14 protein-coding genes are annotated in these 16,459 nt (G+C 69.4%); 2 read left to right on the top strand and 12 right to left on the bottom strand.

The features are described from left to right. Positions 1 to 54: 54 nt before the first annotated feature. Entirely contained in the window at positions 55 to 261 is a 207-nt protein-coding gene (locus ACOQFS_RS18365) for a DUF3460 family protein (protein ID WP_421564271.1), read from the bottom strand. 74 nt (positions 262 to 335) lie between these two features. Between ACOQFS_RS18365 and ACOQFS_RS18360 the strand changes: the two genes are divergently transcribed. Further along, a complete protein-coding gene (locus ACOQFS_RS18360; protein WP_421564270.1) occupies positions 336 to 848 on the top strand; it encodes an outer membrane protein assembly factor BamE in 513 nt (170 codons plus the stop codon). Positions 849 to 877: 29 nt separating this feature from the next. Here ACOQFS_RS18360 and ACOQFS_RS18355 read toward each other — a convergent pair whose 3' ends face one another. Then, on the bottom strand, positions 878 to 2,617 hold the full coding sequence (locus ACOQFS_RS18355; protein WP_421564269.1) for a SulP family inorganic anion transporter: 1,740 nt from the start codon (positions 2,615 to 2,617) through the stop codon (positions 878 to 880). Positions 2,618 to 3,092: 475 nt separating this feature from the next. Between ACOQFS_RS18355 and ACOQFS_RS18350 the strand changes: the two genes are divergently transcribed. Further along, positions 3,093 to 3,716, top strand: a complete 624-nt coding sequence (locus ACOQFS_RS18350) for a YitT family protein (protein WP_421564268.1) — start codon at positions 3,093 to 3,095, stop codon at positions 3,714 to 3,716. 42 nt (positions 3,717 to 3,758) lie between these two features. Here the strand turns inward: ACOQFS_RS18350 and ACOQFS_RS18345 are convergent, their stop codons facing one another. The 10 genes from ACOQFS_RS18345 to ACOQFS_RS18300 all read right to left on the bottom strand — a co-directional run bounded on the left by ACOQFS_RS18345 (position 3,759) and on the right by ACOQFS_RS18300 (position 16,343). Continuing rightward, entirely contained in the window at positions 3,759 to 4,163 is a 405-nt protein-coding gene (locus ACOQFS_RS18345; RefSeq protein WP_421564267.1) for a hypothetical protein, read from the bottom strand. Between the two features lie 245 nt (positions 4,164 to 4,408). Next, positions 4,409 to 5,464 carry a DMT family transporter gene (locus ACOQFS_RS18340; protein WP_421564266.1) on the bottom strand — a complete coding sequence of 352 codons (1,056 nt, stop codon included), beginning with the start codon at positions 5,462 to 5,464 and terminating at the stop codon, positions 4,409 to 4,411. 6 nt (positions 5,465 to 5,470) lie between these two features. Then, entirely contained in the window at positions 5,471 to 5,866 is a 396-nt protein-coding gene (locus tag ACOQFS_RS18335; RefSeq protein WP_421564265.1) for a hypothetical protein, read from the bottom strand. A 106-nt stretch (positions 5,867 to 5,972) separates the two neighbouring features. Beyond that, a complete protein-coding gene (locus tag ACOQFS_RS18330; RefSeq protein WP_421564264.1) occupies positions 5,973 to 9,128 on the bottom strand; it encodes an efflux RND transporter permease subunit in 3,156 nt (1,051 codons plus the stop codon). Positions 9,129 to 9,142: 14 nt separating this feature from the next. Continuing rightward, positions 9,143 to 10,219, bottom strand: coding sequence for an efflux RND transporter periplasmic adaptor subunit (locus ACOQFS_RS18325; RefSeq protein WP_421564272.1), 1,077 nt, complete (start codon positions 10,217 to 10,219; stop codon positions 9,143 to 9,145). A 116-nt stretch (positions 10,220 to 10,335) separates the two neighbouring features. Further along, on the bottom strand, positions 10,336 to 10,959 hold the full coding sequence (locus ACOQFS_RS18320) for a hypothetical protein (RefSeq protein ID WP_421564263.1): 624 nt from the start codon (positions 10,957 to 10,959) through the stop codon (positions 10,336 to 10,338). After that, positions 10,956 to 12,239 carry a TolC family protein gene (locus ACOQFS_RS18315; RefSeq protein WP_421564262.1) on the bottom strand — a complete coding sequence of 428 codons (1,284 nt, stop codon included), beginning with the start codon at positions 12,237 to 12,239 and terminating at the stop codon, positions 10,956 to 10,958. Before ACOQFS_RS18315 ends, ACOQFS_RS18320 begins: the two co-directional genes overlap by 4 nt. Positions 12,240 to 12,363: 124 nt before the next feature. Next, positions 12,364 to 12,717, bottom strand: a complete 354-nt coding sequence (locus ACOQFS_RS18310) for a hypothetical protein (RefSeq protein ID WP_421564261.1) — start codon at positions 12,715 to 12,717, stop codon at positions 12,364 to 12,366. A gap of 165 nt (positions 12,718 to 12,882) precedes the next feature. Then, a complete protein-coding gene (gene metG, locus ACOQFS_RS18305) occupies positions 12,883 to 14,979 on the bottom strand; it encodes a methionine--tRNA ligase (RefSeq protein ID WP_421564260.1) in 2,097 nt (698 codons plus the stop codon). Positions 14,980 to 15,065: 86 nt separating this feature from the next. Then, positions 15,066 to 16,343: a patatin-like phospholipase family protein gene (locus ACOQFS_RS18300; RefSeq protein ID WP_421564259.1), complete on the bottom strand. Its 1,278-nt coding sequence runs from the start codon at positions 16,341 to 16,343 to the stop codon at positions 15,066 to 15,068. Between the last annotated feature and the right edge of the window lie 116 nt (positions 16,344 to 16,459).

The raw sequence follows: 16,459 nt of genomic DNA, 5'->3' as shown, positions 1-16,459 counted from the left end.
GTCAGCGCTTGATGGATAAGCGCTGAAGGGCAATTTGACTGATATTTTTGTCAGTCAGTCCGCGTTCGTCTGGTAGACGTAGGGCTTCTGCGGCACCTGGCCATCGCGGTATTCCACCCAGATCTTGCGGTCCACCTGCTTGTCCCACAGCAGGGCGCGGCCGGCCTGCTGCTGCTGGTCCAGCTCGGGGCGCGCGGCCTTGAGCTGGTTGATGAACTGCGTGGTGTCGGACTGGTAGTCGGGGCGGCGGAAAATGGACATGACTGTTAACCTTGGTTGAGAGCGTGGAGGCGGCCAGCCGCAGCCACGCGGCCAGGATTTTACCGGGAGCCCCCATGCCCTTGATATATCGCGCAGCCACCCTGGCGGCGGCCGCCTTCTGCCTGCTGGCCGCCACCGGCTGCGACCCCCAGCGCATCAGCGAACTGCAGCCCGGCGTCTCCACCGAAGCCGACGTGCGCGACCGCTTCGGCGTGCCCGAGCACGTGTGGGACGAGCCCGGCGGCGCCCGCACCTTCGAATACAACCGCCAGCCCGCAGGCCAGGTCAACTACATGATCACCCTCGGCGCGGACGGCCGCTTGACGGCCGTGCAGCAGGTGCTGACGCCCGAGAACTTTGCGCGTGTGGTGCCCGGCATGGGCATGGACGCCGTGCGCCGCATGCTGGGCAAGCCCGCCAAGGTCACGCCGTACGAGTTGAAGAACGAAACCCACGCCGACTGGCGCTACCTGCAGCCGCCCAACCAGGCACAGGTGTTCACCGTGGTGTACGGGCCCGACCAGCGCGTGCTGCGCACGCAGACAGGCCCCGACCCGGACGCGCCCGAGAACAAGGGCGGCCGGTAGGCCGGGTCCGCGCGCGCCGCACAGCCCCGCTACACGTCCACACTCGCGCCGCCCTGCGCGGCCAGCCGGTCGGCAAAGCCCGACCGCGCGATCAGCGAGCGCGGCTGCTCGTGCAGGTTGACCACCGACAGGCGCCCGCCGCGCGCCGCCACGGCTTTCAGCACCTGCTCCAGCGCGTCCAGCCCCGTGGTGTCCAGCGCCACCAGTTCGCACGCGTCCAGCACCACGTCCATGCCGGGCGGGCCGGTCTCCACGGCCTGCACGATGGGGTCGATCTTGGCGGCGGCGCCGAAGAACAGCGCACCGTGCAGGCGCCAGCGCGCCACGGGTCGCGTGTCCGGGTCTGCCGCCGTTGCGGACGCGGGAGCAGGCTCGCTGTGGGGTGCGTGCTGCCCCTGCATGGCCTGCGGGGGAGCACCCGTGGCCTCCTCTGCCACGGGCACTGCGCGGAACAGGCCGCTCATGCGCCGCACAAACAGCGCGCAGGCCATGAACAGGCCCACTTCCACCGCCACCGTGAGGTCGAACACCACGGTGAGAAAAAACGTGCCCAGCATCAGCAGCCGGTAGTGGTTGCTGAAGTGCTTGAGGCGCGCAAACTCGTGCCATTCGCCCATGTTCCACGCCACGAACAGCAGGATGCCCGCCAGCACTGCCAGCGGAATGTGCAGCGCCAGGGGCGCGCCCACCAGCACGATCAGCGCCAGCGTGGCCGCGTGCACCATGCCGGCCACGGGCGAGGTGGCGCCAGAGCGGATGTTGGTCACCGTGCGGGCGATGGTGCCCGTGGCCGGCATGCCGCCAAAAAACGGCACCACCAGGTTGGCCGCGCCCTGGGCCATCAGCTCCTGGTTGGGGTCGTGCTTGACGTGGTGCGGGTCAGTGGCCAGCTGGTCGGCCACGCGGGCGCACAGCAGCGACTCGATGGCGCCCAGCAGCGCAATGGTGAGCGTGGGCGTGACAAGCAGGCGCACCGTGTCCCACGAGAACGCGGGCAGCTCGAATGCGGGCAGGCCCTGCGGAATGCCGCCAAAGCGCGAGCCGATGGTTTCCACCGGCAGCGACAGCGCCCAGGCCAGCAGGCTCAGCAGCACCAGCGCCACCACGGGCGCGGGCACGCGCGCAAAGCGCCGCACCGAATGCCCCTCCAGCAGCCGGATCACGGGCGAGCCCTGAGCGAACAGGCGCGGCCAGATGAAGAGCAGCGCCACGCAGGCCAGGCCCAGCGCAAACGCGTACGGGTTGAACGTGTCGATGTGCCGCGCCACCGTGCCCACCTGCGAGAAAAAATTGCCCGGCATGCGGTCGATGGACAGTCCCAGCCAGTCCTTCACCTGCGACAGCGCAATCAGCACCGCGATGCCGTTGGTGAACCCGATCACGATGCTCACCGGCACGAAGCGCACCAGCGTGCCCAGGCGGAACAGCCCCAGCAGCACCAGGATTACCCCGGCGCAGGCGGTGGAGATCAGCAGGTTGGCCACGCCGTAGCGCTCGACGATGCCGTAGACGATGACGATGAATGCCCCGGCCGGGCCGCCGATCTGCACGTTGGTGCCGCCCAGGGCCGAGATCAGAAAGCCCGCGATGATCGCTGTCCACAGGCCCGCCTCGGGCTTGAGCCCGCTGGCGATGGCAAAGGCCATGGCCAGCGGCAGGGCCACGATGCCCACCGTCACCCCAGCGCCCACATCGGCCAGCCAGCGGTCCCTGCTGTAGCCGCGCAGGGCATCGATCAGGCGGGGGCGAAAGGCGGGTGAGAACGGCATGAAGCCGCCCAGTGTAGTAAGCGCGCCTTGAAGTGCAACCGATTGCAACCCCGGCGCGACGGCGCTGCAACAGTGCAGCGCCATTTCAGCGCCATGGCGGTGACATCGCAGCGTTTTCAGCGTGGTGTCAGTGTCGTGGAGTAAATGCTCTCAATTTAATAGCTGATGGGGCTTGATGGATAAGCGCTGAAGGGCAAAAATGCTTGAAATTTTGTCGAGGCAATGCCGTATGCAGGACCATACGCAAGCCGTACGCAGACCCGTCAGCGAATGCGGGCGCCCATCCCTTGGCCCGTGCCTTGCTTCGTCTTTGTCAGGTCCGCCCCGCACCCCCAGCTGAACCCGGGCCGGTGTTTCCCGTTCCAAGGAATTCATTCCCACCCATTCATTCCCACCGCGTGCGCGCCCCCGCCCAGCCGACAGCGCATCCCCCCCCAAACCTGCTACCGTGCCACTCACCCCCTCGCCCACCGCCATGTCCCCGCACGACACACCTCTTTCGCCCTCGATGCGCCACGGCCTGTTCGAAGACGCGCAGGCCCTGTTCGCGGGCACGCTGTTTGTGGCCATGGCGCTCATGCTGTTCAGCCAGGCGGGGCTGCTGGTGGGCGGCACGGCGGGGGTGGCGTTCCTGCTGCACTACGTCACGGGCATCTCCTTCGGCAAGCTCTTCTTTCTGGTCAACCTGCCGTTCTACTGGTTCGCCTGGACGCGCATGGGCCACGAGTTCACCATCAAGACGTTCATCTGCGTCGGGCTTTTGTCGCTGCTGACCGAAATCTTTCCGCACGTGATGCACGTGGACTACCTGAACCCGCTGTTCGCCTCGCTGCTGGGCGGGCTGCTGCTGGGCACGGGCTGCCTGTTCCTGGCGCGCCACCGCTCCAGCCTGGGCGGGGCCACCGTGGTGTCGCTGTATTTGCAGGGCCGCTACGGCATGCGCGCCGGCAAGGTGCAGATGATCATCGACGGCACCGTGGTGCTGCTCGCGCTGTTCGTGGTGCCGGTGGAGCGCGTGGCGTATTCGGTGCTGGCCGTGCTGGTGATGAGCGGCTTCTTGTGGATCAGCCACCGGCCGGGGCGGTATGTGGGGCATTGACGGAGCCGGGGCCGGGGTGTGCAGACGCCGCCGCCGCCGCCTTCACGAATCCTTCAAATTCACGTAGAACACACCGTCGTCGCCTTCGTCCACCTCCAGCGCCACCTGCCGCTGCCCGGTGGTGTTGAAGTGGGTCCAGGCGGTGTTGGCGATCTGCGCGTGGTGGGCCACCACCAGCCCCAGCAGGTCGGCCGCAGAGTGCCGGGGTGCAGGGTAGCGTTGCCAGCCCACATCGACACCGATCACTTCCGCGCCTTCGGCACAGTCCATGTGGATCTGCGGCGCATGGCGCGATTTGTGCGACCTGCGCAGGTGCTGCCGGGGCCGCGCGGGCGCGTCGAGCGTGATGAGGTTGCGCACCACATCGAGCGACGCGCCGGGGTCTTCCTCGCCAGCGATGGAGCTGAGGATGTGGGGGGTGGACGACAGAGGGGGGGTGGGCTTCATGGCGGCCTCGCAAGACGGAGAAGGTTCAGCGGCAGGCCCGGCAAGAATGCGGGGACGCTACTGCAGAAGGTTGCAATCGGCTCAGCCATGCGCGCGGATCGCGCGGACCGCGCGTGTCGCAATGCAAGCATCGCGGCGCCGAGCCTCCATAGCCTTATTGACCCTCTGCAGCGGTGCTGCGTTTGTCGGAATTTGCCTTGCATCGGGGTCGGCTGGGGCTGGGCTGGCTTCTGGCGACCGGTCACTCAATGCCGGTGCTGGTGGTGCGCGTCGGGGGCGTGGGGGTGGCTGTGCGTGACAGGCGCATGCGTGTGCCGGTGGCTGTGGCTGCCGGTCGGCGTCACGGCATGGGTGTGCGTGTGGTGGCCGTCGTCATGGCGGTGGGCATGCTCGTGGTCCATGGGTTCGTGCGTGTGTTCGTGCGTGTGGTTCTCGGCCAGGTGAAACAGCACCCCCGCCAGCATCAGGCCGCCGCCCAGCACCAGCAGCCAGCCGGCAGAACGCTCGCCCCACGCGAAGGCCACGGCAGCGCCGATGAACGGTGCAAATGCAAACACCGAGCCCGTGCGCGCCGCGCCAAAGGCCCTTTGCGCCAGCAGGTAGAACCGCAGGCTCAGCCCATAGCCGGTCGCGCCCACGGCCAACAGGCCCAGTGCGGCCAGGGCAGGGGGCCAGGGTTCGCTGGACAGCGCCGCCAGCAGTGCCGTCGCCGCCGCGCCGAGCAGGGCCTTGGCCATCACGACCTGGCTGGGATCGCGTTCGGCAAGGCCCCGCGACAAGGTGTTGTCCACACCCCAGGCCACGGTGGCCAGCAACACTGCCAGCAGGCCCAGCAATTGCACGCCGCCCTGCAGGCCCTGGTCCATGACCAGCGCCATGCCGCCGACCAGCAGCAGGATCATGGCCGCCCACACGCGGCGGTCCATGGTTTCGCCGTACAGCCGCCAGGCCAGCATGGCGGTGAACAGCGCCTCCAGCGTGAGCATGAGCGAGGCGCTGGTGCCGCTGGTGTGCTGCAGGCCCCAGGCCAGGGCTACCGGCCCCAGTGCGGCGCCAAACCCCGCCATGGCCAGCAGGCGGGGGGCATCGGCCCGTTGCAGCCGGGCTTCCTGCGATGCCGAGCGCAGCGACAGCAGACCCACCGCCGCAGCCCCTGCGTACAGCAGCGCCGCGGTGGTGAACGCGCCGAGGCCCGCGCCGAGTCGCTGCACCAGCGGCGTGCTGATGCCAAACAGGGCCGCGGCCAGCAGGGCGAGCAGGCCGCCGCGCAGGGCCGGAAGGTGCCTTGAGCCGCGCTGCATGGTGCCTCACTTCACCGTGAAGCGGACCGTGACGGTCTTCTTGGCGGGGGTGGTGATCGATGCCACCACCTTGCTCCCCTTGGCCAGGGCGATGCCCGTCGCTTCCAGCTTGTTGCCGCCCGCCGCCTTCAGCGGGGCTTCGGACTTTTCGCTGCCGGTCAGCACGGTCAGCTTGCCGCCAAAGCGGGACGCATCCGCCTCCTTGTCGTGATCGACGACGTAGATCGCGGCGCCGCCGGGGGTGGTCACCAGTTCAAACGACAGGTCCGAGGCGGCCTGCACCACGCCGCCATGTGCGGGCTTGGCGGTGCCGTGGGCGAGGGCGGCTGGCGCGCCCGCCAGCGACGCAGCCGCCAGTGCGGCGGCGGCGAGCCAACGGGTGATGGAGGTGTTGGGGTTCATGGTGTGTCCTTCGGTGGGTTCAGGGGGGGGTGACGGCGCGCTTCGACAGGCAGCGCGCCCGGGCCTTGGGAAACTGCGGGAAGGGGGGCGGTGGCACAGCGCGGCATCAGTACGCCTCCTGGCCGGCTACCTCGCTCCCGGCGGGTGTGGGGGTTTCGATCAGGCGCCGCGTGGCGCGTTCACCGAAGCGCCAGAACATCACCGGCGTGAGCAGGGTGTCGAGCAGGGTCGAGCTCACCAGCCCGCCAAAGATCACCACCGCCACCGGGTGCAGGATCTCCTTGCCGGGCGCGTCGGCGGCCAGCAGCAGCGGGGTCAGCGCAAACGCCGCCACGAGGGCCGTCATCAGCACGGGTGTCAGGCGCTCCAGCGAGCCGCGCACGATCATCGCCCGGCCGAAGGTCTCGCCTTCGAACTTGCACAGGTTGATGTAGTGGCTGACCTTGAGGATGCCGTTGCGCGTGGCGATGCCGGCCAGCGTGATGAAGCCCACCATGGAGGCAACCGACAGGCTCACCTCGGCCAGCCACATGGCCGCCACGCTGCCAATCAGCGCCAGCGGGATGTTGGCCATGATGATGGCCGCCAGCACCGCCGACTGATAGCGCACGTACAGCACCAGAAAGATCATCGTCAGCGAGATAAGCGACAACCCCACGATCAGCTGCGTGGCCTGCTCCTGGGCCTGGAACTGGCCCTCCAGGCTCAGAAAGGTGCCGGGCGGCAGCGGGGTGCTGCCCATCACGGCGCGAATGTCCGTGATGATGCGCCCCATGTCCGAGCCGTCCGTGTTGGCATAGACGACGATGCGGCGGCGCCCGTTCTCGCGGCCGATCTGGTTGGGGCCGTCGGTCTCGCGGACCGAGGCGATGGCCGAAACGGGAATCTGCCCGGCCGGCGTGTCGATGAGCGTGCGCTCCAGGTCCTGCGGGCTGCGCTTGCCATCGGGCAGGCGCATCACCAGTTCATAGCGCCGCATCCCGTCCACGATCTGCGCGCCGTGCGCGCCGTCGGTCAGCGCCTGCAGCACGCGGATCGCTTCGCCCGGCGACAGCCCCATCTGCGCGGCCCGGCGGTGGTCCAGGCGCACGGTGATCTGCGGGATCAGCACCTGCTTTTCCACGGTCAGATCGACCAGGCCTGGCACGCCGGCGAGCCCCTGGCGCATCTGTTCGGCCAGGCCGCGCAGGGTGTCGGTGTCGTCACCGAAGATCTTGAGCGCGATCTGCGCCCGCACGCCCGACAGCAGGTGATCCAGCCGGTGCGAGATGGGCTGGCCGATGGCCACCTGTGCCGGCAGCACCGCCAGGCGGGCCCGGATGTCCGCCATCACCGCTTCGCGGTCGCGCGCGGACCGCTTCAGGTCCACGTCGATCTCGGCGGAGTGCACGCCCTCGGCGTGCTCGTCCAGCTCGGCGCGGCCGGTGCGGCGGCCGACCTGTGTGACTTCGGGGACCTCGGCGATCAGTGCCTCGGCCAGAGCGCCCATGCGGTTGGCCTCGGCCAGGGCCGTGCCTGGGTTGAACACCATGCCCAGCACCAGCGAACCCTCGTTGAATGCGGGCAGGAAGGCGCGGGGAAAGAACGGCACGCTGGCAGCGGCCAGCGCCACGGCTAGCGCCGCCGCAGCCATCAGTGCGCGGGCCCGGGGAAACGACCACGCCAAGACCCTGGCATCGGTGCGCTTGAGCCAGGACACCAGCGCGCTGTCGCCATGGCCCAGCCGCCTCATTCGCGGCAGCAGGTAGAAGCTGAGCACCGGGGTGACCGTCATGGACACCAGCATGGACGCCAGCACGGACACGATGTAAGCGATGCCCAGCGGCGTGAACAGCCGCCCCTCGATGCCCGGCAGCGCAAACAGCGGCACGAACACCAGCACCACGATGGCCGTGGCATAGACAATGCCCGAGCGGACCTCCACGCTGGCGCGGCGCACCACCTCCAGCGTTGGCAGCGGCTGGCCCAGGGCGCGGTTCTGCTGGAGCCGGCGCAGGATGTTTTCCACGTCGACCACGGCATCGTCCACCAGCTCGCCGATGGCAATGGCCAACCCCCCCAGCGTCATGACGTTGATGGACTGGTCCAGCCACCGGAACACCAGGGCCGTGACGGCCAGTGACAAGGGAATGGCGACGAGGGAGATCAGCGTGGTGCGCGCCGACAGCAGGAATGCGAACAGCACGATGGCCACCATGATGGCCCCGTCGCGCAGCGCTTCGGTCACGTTGCCGATGGATGCCTCGATGAAGTCCGCCTGCCGGAACAGCACGGTGGGCGCGGCCAGCCCGGCGGGTAGCCCCTGCCGCAGGTCTGCCAGCGCCGCTTCAATGGCACGCGTGATCTGCACGGTGTCGGCTGCAGGCTGCTTTTGCACGCTGACGATGACGGCGGGCGTGCCGTTGTAGCCCGCGTCGCCCCGCTTCATCGCCGCGGCGAAGCGCACCTGGGCCACCAGCTCCAGCAGGATGGGCCGGCCGTCCTTCCACGCCACGGCCACGCCCTGCAGGTCCTCGATGCGGTTCGTGCGGCCGATGTGCCGGATCAGGTACTCGCGGCTGTTGAGGTCGATGAACCCGCCGCCCGCATTGCCCGCAAACCCCCGCAGGGCCTGCTCGATCTGCGTGAGGGTGACCCCGAACTGCGCCATCCGGGCCGTGTCTGGCTCCACCCGCAGCTGCCGCACCTCGCCGCCAATCGGGATCACCTGAGACACGCCCGGGATCGACAGCAGCCGCGGGCGCAGCACGAAGTCGGCGTATTCGCGCGCCTGCATCGGCGTGGCGGCGACTGCTGCCGTTGCCGCCTTCCCGTCAGCGGCAGCCAGCGGGATGGCAATGAGCATCACCTCGCCCATGATGGAAGACACCGGCCCCATGACCGGCGTGATCCCGGCGGGCAGTTGCTCGCGCACCAGGCCCAGGCGCTCCGCCACCAGCTGGCGGTTGCGGTAGATGTCCGTGCCCCAGTCAAATTCGGCGTAGAGGATGGACAGGCCCACCCCCGAGGTCGAGCGCACCCGCGTCACGCCCGGCATGCCGTTGAGCGCCGTCTCCAGCGGAAAGGTCACCAGCTGCTCCACCTCTTCCGGCGCCATGCCGCCCGCTTCGGTCAGCACCGTGACCAGGGGCTTGTTGAGGTCGGGAAACACATCGACCGGCGTGCGCCACGCGACGATGGCTCCATAGGCCAGCAGCAGCGCGGCCACCGCCAGCACGAACAGGCGGTTGTGCAGGCTGTTTCGTACGATCCAGTTGAACATTGCGTCGGCTCCGTTCAGCGGATCTGCGCGATCAGCGGCGCACCCTGCACCACCACGCGGTTGTCGGCCCCCAGCCCCTGGGTCACCACCACGGTGGTGGCGTCCAGCGCCCGGTACTGCACCGGCTGCGGAATGTAGCGCTCGGCCCCGGACTTGATCCAGACGATGGGCTCATTGGCGCTGTTGCGCACCACGGCCTGCGCCGGCAGCACCAAGCCCCGGATCCGCTCCTTGAGCGTGGCCACCACGGTGACGGGCTGGCCGATTGCCAGCGGCAGGGCCGCGCCCGGTGCCTGGGCGACAGCCCGGTAGGTCATCGGCAGCACGCCATCGCGCAGGCTGCGCGCCGCGCCGATCCATTGCAGCCGGACGCCCTCCACACCCTGCAGGTGCGCGTCCCCGGCGCGATGGGGGAGGGTGGGATCGGCCGTCGTGGCTTCCACCAGCACCCGCGCGGGATCGATGACCTCGAACAGCACGTCGCGCGCTTCCACCACCTGGCCGATGGTGGCGTCGGCCCGGGCGATGACGCCGGAGACCGGTGCCCGCAGGGGCTCGCGCGTGCCCAGGCTCGCGCCGATGCTTTTCTCCCGGGCCGTGAGGCTTTGCAGTTCGGCGCGGGCGGCCTCGATGTCCTTGCGGGGCACCGTGCCTTCGAGGCCCTGCAACCGCTGCACCCGCTGCGCGGCCAGGTCGCGGCTGCTGCGCAGTTCGGCCAGCTGGGCCTGCTGGTTGGCCTGCGCATACGGGTCGGCGTGGTGGGCCACATAGGCCAGCACATCGCCCTGGCGCACGGCCTGGCCCGCCACGGGCAGCCCGCGCGGACCCGCTTCGATGCGGCCGCCGTGGATGGCCTGGACCCGCCCGCTGGCGTTCGGGTCCACCACCACGCGCCCGGGCAGTTCCACCGTGGCAGCGGCCTCGGATTCCGGTGTGAGCTGCGTGCGGATGCCAAGGCGCCGCTGCGCGAGCATGGGCACCTGGACGCTGCCGTCCGGCAGGCGCGCCAGTCCGTCCACACGGGCGGCGGCAGGGGCATCCAGGTGCTCGCCATTGGGCCCGTGGGCGCCGGGCGCGGCCAGGGCCGGCATGGACAGCGTCAGCGCGAAGGCGGCCGCGGTTGCGGCTGCGGCTGCGGCGAAGAGGGATTTGGGCATCGTGTTGAACCGGCGTGTTGGCATCAAAAAGGTCACAGCGCACCTCCGTGCTAAGTCGAGGTGGACGCCGTGCGCGAACGGCCCAGGCGCCATGCGGCTGCCGCCAGCAATGCCAGCAACGCCAGTACCGCCAGAACGCCAAGGGCCCAGGCCGCGCGGGGCAGTTCATGTCCATGTCCGTGATCGCCGGCCTGCGGTGCAGGGCTGGCGACCTGGAGGGTGGCATCCAGCAGATCGCTGTCCGGCCCCGCCAGCACCGTGACGATGAGGGAGTGCTCGCCAGCCGTCGCCAGCTGCTTGAGCATGGCCTCGTCGTCCACGGCGTAGTCACCCATGTCGGCATGGAATGTCGCTGCGGCCTTGAGTGCGCCGGACTCCACCTCGACCTGGGCATGGAGCACGGGTTCGTTGGTGGCAAAGCGGTTGATCAGGATCGAAAGCTCGCCGCCTTGCAGACGGCCAACCAGCTCGAAGGTGTCGGATTGCGCCTCGAACCGCGGCGCGGCGCCGGTGCTGGCGGCCGCCTGGCCGGGCGCGTCCAGGTGTTCGCCATTGGGGCCATGGGCGCCGGGCGATGCCCAGGCCGCGCTGCCGCACAGCAGCCAGGCGGCGCACCACGCGGCCATGCGGGGCCACACGCCACAAGAAGAAGGACAGTTGAACCGTGTCGTCATGGGAGGATTCCAGAAGCTTGTTGAAGACGGGCCTGGGCGAGGCCCCAGGCGGCCCGGTGGCGCGCGCGGCTGATGTCGGCCTGCGCGGCTGCGGACAGGGCGCGCAGCAGGTCGGGCAGCGGTGTTTCGCCGGCCTTGAACGACCGCTCCACGAGGGCCGCGCGCTCATGCAGCAGGGCCGCGCGGCGGTCCTCGCCATCCATCTGCTGCGCGGCTGCGCGCACCGCCAAGTGCGCCGTCGCTGCCTCGGCCGCCAGCCGCTCCAGCGTGCGCTGCTGTGCCGTTTCGGCCACGTCCAGATCGCCCAGCGCAGCCGCGCGCAGGGGCTCGTTGCGGCCGGCGGTCCCCAGGGGGATGCGGATGCCCAGGCCCAGGCTGTTTTGCGCGGAGTCGCCCCGCCCCGGCAGGTCCTGCCGGATGCTGACCCGCAGCTCCGCCGGGTCGCGCCGGGTTGTCTCCAGCAGATCCAGCCGCCGGCGTGCCCGTTCGACGACGAGCGCCGCCAGTTGTGCGTCCGGGTGCTGGTCGGGGGCGATCTGCGCCGGTGCGGCCGGTGGGTGGCCGGGGTCGAGCGTCGGGATGTCATCCAGTCCGGTCAGCAGCTTCCACGTGGCTACCGCCTCCGCCTGGCGCTGGCGTGCGACGCCCAGTGCCGACTCGGCCGCCAGCACTTCCGACCGGGCTGCCAGCGCATCGGCGGGCGCCAGATCGCCGGCCCGCACCCGGCGGTCCACATCGTCGGCAAGCGCCTGCAGGTGGCGGAGCTGCGCCTGCGCGAGTTCTGTTTCCAGCCGCTGACCGTGGAGCGCCCAGGCGGCTTCGCGCACCCGGCCGGCCAGGTGCAGGCGGCCCGCGGGTGCGGCGGCCTGTGCCAGGGCGCCATCGGCGTCGGCCACGGCGGCCTGGGCCCGCTGCTGCCCGGGCAGCCACAGCGGCCACGACACGGCCGCCTCGGTTTCCTTGCGCCCGGCGTCGGTCTGCCAGCGGTCGCTGCGGTGGGAGAGTTCGAGCGCAGGCGGCGTCGGCCACAGGCTGGCGGCGGCGGTGCGCTGGGCCTCGGCGCGCCGCGCCTGGCTGTCCACCTCGCGCGACTGCGATGCGCGCCGCCAGGCCGCCTCGGTGGCCTGTGCCAGCGTGGCCGGGCTGCCGGGGCTGACGGATGCCGTGTCGAGGGGCAGCCGTGCGGGCACAGACTGGGCCGTGGCAGTGCCTGCCAGGGCCCAGCCCAGCATTGCACCGGCAGCCAGGCGGGCCGCAGGTACGGGAATACAAAGAATCACGATGTTCCTGATGGATCGAGGGCGGCAGGCCGCTGCATGGGCACCGCTGCGTGGCCGCGTCTGCGGCCTGCCGCGCCGATGAAGATCCCTGCGCTCCAGCGGGAGGGCAGGGGGCTCGTCGGGGTCAGGAAGTCGTTCGGGGTGGGCGCCGCAGGCCGTCCAGGTAGGGCGGCGGGCCGAGAGCGTGCGCCGCTACTGCAGGCGCGGGTGTGGGGGTAAAGGACAGGGAGAACTGCGGGCAGGGCAGGAGCGCGGCGCTGCTCGGGCCACCGTCCGACAGCATGTGCACCAGCGATTCCTGGGAGTCGTCCTGGTGCGCCAGGCCTTCGTCATCGTGGTGGTGCGCGGCACCCTGCACGTGCATCTGCACATGGCTTGCGTCGAATGCCCCGTCATGGCCGAACCCGGCCAGGCGGGGCGCGCCGAAGGCCTGGCAGATAACGGACCACAGAAGAATGACCGCGAGCAGTCGGCGCATGGAGATGCCGGAGAAAAGGCGTGGAGGAGGGGGTGGGGCGCCATCATAGCCCGGTGCGCGTGCGGGCCCCGCAATGCCCTCTGGGCAGGCGGGGCTGGCCAAGCGGCGGGGCGGCACCCCACCGGGATCAGACCGCCATGACAGCCGGCCCCTGAGCCGTTCCCGTCAGCGCACCCGCATGCCCGGCGTGGCGCCCGGCCAGGGGTTCAGCACATAGATGCCGGGGTGGGCCTTCTCGTCACCATGGCTGGCGGCCAGCACCATGCCTTCGCTGATGCCGAATTTCATCTTGCGCGGCGCCAGGTTGGCCACCATCACGGTGTGTTTGCCGATCAGGTCGGCAGGCTGATAGGCGCTGGCAATGCCTGAAAAGACATTGCGGTGGCGGCCTTCGCCCACGTCCAGCGTCAGGCGCAGCAGCTTGGTGGAGCCCTCCACCGGCTCGCAGTTCACGATCAGCGCAATGCGCAGGTCGATCTTGGTGAAGTCGTCGATGGTGATGGTGGGGGCCAGCTCTTCGCCGCCGGGGGCAGAGATTGCTACTGTTTCTGTAGCTGCCGAGGCTTGTGCAGAAAGCGCTGGGGGCTCAAAAAGTGCTTCAAGCTGCTCGGGCGTCACGCGCTGCATCAGGTGCTGGTAAGGCGCTATGGCCTGCACGTCGCCGGTCACGTTCCATTGCTGCATGCTCACGCCCACAAAGCCTTGCACGGCTTGCGCCAGCCCGGGCAAGACGGGGGCGAGGTAGCGGGTGAGGGTGGCAAACGTGTTGATCAACACCGAGCACACCTGGTGCAGGGCTTCATTGTTGGCGGCGTCCTTGGCCAGGTCCCACGGCTTGTTCTGGTCCACGTACGCGTTGACCTTGTCGGCCAACAGCATGATTTCGCGCGTGGCCTTGCCATACTCGCGCGCTTCGTACAGCTGCGCCAGCGTGTCGCTGGCGCCGCGCACCTCGGCCAGCAGGGCGCTGCCCGTGGTGCCAAAGTCGCTGGTCAGCTTGCCCTCAAACCGCTTGGTCAAAAAGCCTGCCGCGCGGCTGGCAATGTTCACGTACTTGCCGATCAGGTCGCTGTTCACCCGCAGCATGAAGTCTTCGGCGTTGAAGTCGATGTCTTCGTTGCGTGCGCTCAGTTTGGCGGCCAAGTAGTAGCGCAGCCATTCGGCGTTCATGTTCAGGCTGAGGTACTTGAGCGGATCCAGGCCCGTGCCGCGGCTCTTGCTCATCTTCTCGCCGTTGTTCACCGTGAGGAAGCCGTGCACGAACACGTTGTCGGGCGTCTTGCGGCCGCTGAAGTGCAGCATGGCGGGCCAGAACAGGGTGTGGAAGGTGACGATGTCCTTGCCGATGAAGTGGTACTGCTCCATGGCCGGGTCGGCCATGTAGGCGTCGTAGCTCTCGCCGCGCTTTTCCAGCAGGTTCTTCAGCGAGGCGAGGTAGCCCACAGGCGCGTCCAGCCACACGTAGAAGTATTTGCCCGGCGCATCGGGGATCTCGATGCCGAAATAGGGCGCATCACGGCTGATGTCCCAGTCGCCCAGGCCTTCGCTGGTGGTGCCGTCGGGGTTGGTGCGGACGGTGAACCATTCCTTGATCTTGTTGGCCACCTCGGGCTGCAGCTTGCCGTCCTGCGTCCACTTTTCGAGGAACTCCACGCAGCGCGGGTCCGACAGCTTGAAGAAGAAGTGCTCGGAGTTCTTCAGCTCGGGCTTGGCGCCCGACAGGGCCGAGTAGGGGTTGATCAGGTCGGTGGGCGCATACACCGTGCCGCATACCTCGCAGTTGTCGCCGTACTGGTCCTTGGCGTGGCACTTGGGGCATTCGCCCTTGATGTAGCGGTCGGGCAGGAACATGTTCTTCTCGGGGTCGAAGAACTGTTCGATGGTGCGCACCTCGATCAGGCTGCCGTCGGCGCGGTCGCGCAGGTCGCGGTAGATCTGGCGGGCCAGGTCGTGGTTTTCGGGCGCGTCGGTGCTGTGCCAGTTGTCAAAGCTGATGTGAAAGCCGTCCAGGTACTGCTGGCGCCCCGCCGCGATGTCGGCCACGAACTGCTGGGGTGTCTTGCCGGCCTTTTCGGCGGCAATCATGATGGGTGCGCCGTGGGTGTCGTCGGCCCCCACAAAATTCACCGCATGGCCCTGCATGCGCTGGAACCGCACCCAGATGTCCGCCTGGATGTATTCCATGATGTGGCCGATGTGGAAATTGCCGTTGGCATACGGCAGGGCGGTGGTGACGAAGAGTTTGCGGGCGGGGGACGTCATGGGGGATGCGGCTAGATCGGGCGGAACCCGCGATTTTAGGCGGTCGTGCCGCGCACCCGCGTCGCGCGGGCGGCCAGAGCCCGATTTCAGCCGTGGTGCCGCATCTGCACTTGCGCACCGGTGTCCGTCCAGCCAAAAAACCGGCACACCTCGCTGCGCATGGCCAGGGTGTCGGCGCGGCCCAGGGCGATCAGCTCTTGCGTGTAGTTGCGTTCAAACAGCAGATAGCTGGCCAGCGCCGCGCCGCGCACGTCGGCCATGTTGGACGTGACGCCCAGCGCGCCCAGCATGGCGCGCACCGGGCGCGGCAGGTCGCCCACATGCCGGGCGGCCACGGCGTCCAGCCGCTGCGAGGGGGCGATGACCAGCAGCTCGATGGGGCGCAGCGCACTGTGGGCGCGGACTTCGGGCGGGATCAGCGACAGGGTCTGGTTGATGCGCTGCACACGCTCCACGTCCACCGCCAGCGCGTCCAGGAAGATGTTGGACAGCGCGTGCCCCGCAATCTGCGCCAGCGTGGGGTAGTTGGGCGTGGGGTTGGCGGCGGCATCGCCCTTGGGCTCGTGCATGCGTCCCGCGCCGATCACCAGGATGCGCTCGGCCCCCAGGTGGATGGCGGGTGCGATGGGGGCCGACTGGCGCATCGAGCCGTCGCCAAAGTATTCGGTGTGCCCGTCCACTTCCAGGCCCTTGGCCGGAAAGATGAAGGGAATGGCGGACGATGCGAGCAAATGCTCGTGCGTGATGCGGTCGCTGGCCGCCTTGCGCTGCGAGCGCACCCAGGGCTTGACGGGCGAGGCGGTCTCGAAAAAGGTGACGTGCTCGCCCGAGCTGTAGCTGGACGCCGTGACCGCGAGCGCGGTCAGGTGGCCCTTGCGGATCAGCCGCGGAAGGCGCACCAGCGGCACCATCTTGACCAGCAGCCTTTCAAGCGGTGCGTTGTCCAGCAGCGAGCGGGGCCGCATGCGCCGCCAGCGCGCCAGGGCCCAGCCCATCGACAGCAGCGTGAGCCAGCGCGCGCCGCTGCGCATCACGCTGAGCGAATCGGCGCCATACACCTGGCTGGCGTGGAACTGGCGCCACACGCGGGCGATGCGGCGCACGGCGCGGTCGAAGTGGTCGGCCCCGCAGGCCAGTGCCGCCGCGTTGATCGCACCGGCCGAGGTGCCGGTGATGATGGGAAAGGGGTTGGGCCCGTCGCCTGCGCCGCAGGCATTGCGCAGGTCGGCGATGGCCTCCAGCACCCCCACCTGGTAGGCCGCCCGGGCCCCGCCGCCCGTGAGCAGCAGGCCGGTGGCGGGCGTGCCGGGTGCGGCCGACGACGGTGAGGGGGCTGGGGGCGCGGTGGGGTCGGCGGTGGGCATTGTGCGGGCTGTGCGGGCGGTGCGGGCCAAGGCGGGGATGGCACCGAGTGTGTGCGGTGCCCGGGTATGCGCCAGATGGGAAAACCCGGGGTGGCGGCCTGGGCGCCGGGGCGGCC

It is taken from the genome of Paracidovorax sp. MALMAid1276, assembly GCF_049198005.1.
Taxonomy (GTDB): Bacteria; Pseudomonadota; Gammaproteobacteria; order Burkholderiales; family Burkholderiaceae_C; genus Acidovorax.
Note: the sequence above shows the minus strand (reverse complement) of the source record. Positions and strands in the feature narration are given on the sequence as shown.

Excerpts from the sequence above, each read along its gene's own strand:
- ACOQFS_RS18345 (WP_421564267.1), bottom strand. The coding sequence starts at position 4,163 with ATGAAGCCCACCCCCCCTCTGTCGTCCACCCCCCACATCCTCAGCTCC.
- ACOQFS_RS18325 (WP_421564272.1), bottom strand. The coding sequence starts at position 10,219 with ATGCCGGCCCTGGCCGCGCCCGGCGCCCACGGGCCCAATGGCGAGCAC.
- metG (WP_421564260.1), bottom strand. The coding sequence starts at position 14,979 with ATGACGTCCCCCGCCCGCAAACTCTTCGTCACCACCGCCCTGCCGTAT.
- ACOQFS_RS18355 (WP_421564269.1), bottom strand. The coding sequence starts at position 2,617 with ATGCCGTTCTCACCCGCCTTTCGCCCCCGCCTGATCGATGCCCTGCGC.
- ACOQFS_RS18330 (WP_421564264.1), bottom strand. The coding sequence starts at position 9,128 with ATGTTCAACTGGATCGTACGAAACAGCCTGCACAACCGCCTGTTCGTG.
- ACOQFS_RS18320 (WP_421564263.1), bottom strand. The coding sequence starts at position 10,959 with ATGACGACACGGTTCAACTGTCCTTCTTCTTGTGGCGTGTGGCCCCGC.
- ACOQFS_RS18340 (WP_421564266.1), bottom strand. The coding sequence starts at position 5,464 with ATGCAGCGCGGCTCAAGGCACCTTCCGGCCCTGCGCGGCGGCCTGCTC.
- ACOQFS_RS18310 (WP_421564261.1), bottom strand. The coding sequence starts at position 12,717 with ATGCGCCGACTGCTCGCGGTCATTCTTCTGTGGTCCGTTATCTGCCAG.
- ACOQFS_RS18300 (WP_421564259.1), bottom strand. The coding sequence starts at position 16,343 with ATGCCCACCGCCGACCCCACCGCGCCCCCAGCCCCCTCACCGTCGTCG.
- ACOQFS_RS18335 (WP_421564265.1), bottom strand. The coding sequence starts at position 5,866 with ATGAACCCCAACACCTCCATCACCCGTTGGCTCGCCGCCGCCGCACTG.
- ACOQFS_RS18365 (WP_421564271.1), bottom strand. The coding sequence starts at position 261 with ATGTCCATTTTCCGCCGCCCCGACTACCAGTCCGACACCACGCAGTTC.
- ACOQFS_RS18350 (WP_421564268.1), top strand. The coding sequence starts at position 3,093 with ATGTCCCCGCACGACACACCTCTTTCGCCCTCGATGCGCCACGGCCTG.
- ACOQFS_RS18360 (WP_421564270.1), top strand. The coding sequence starts at position 336 with ATGCCCTTGATATATCGCGCAGCCACCCTGGCGGCGGCCGCCTTCTGC.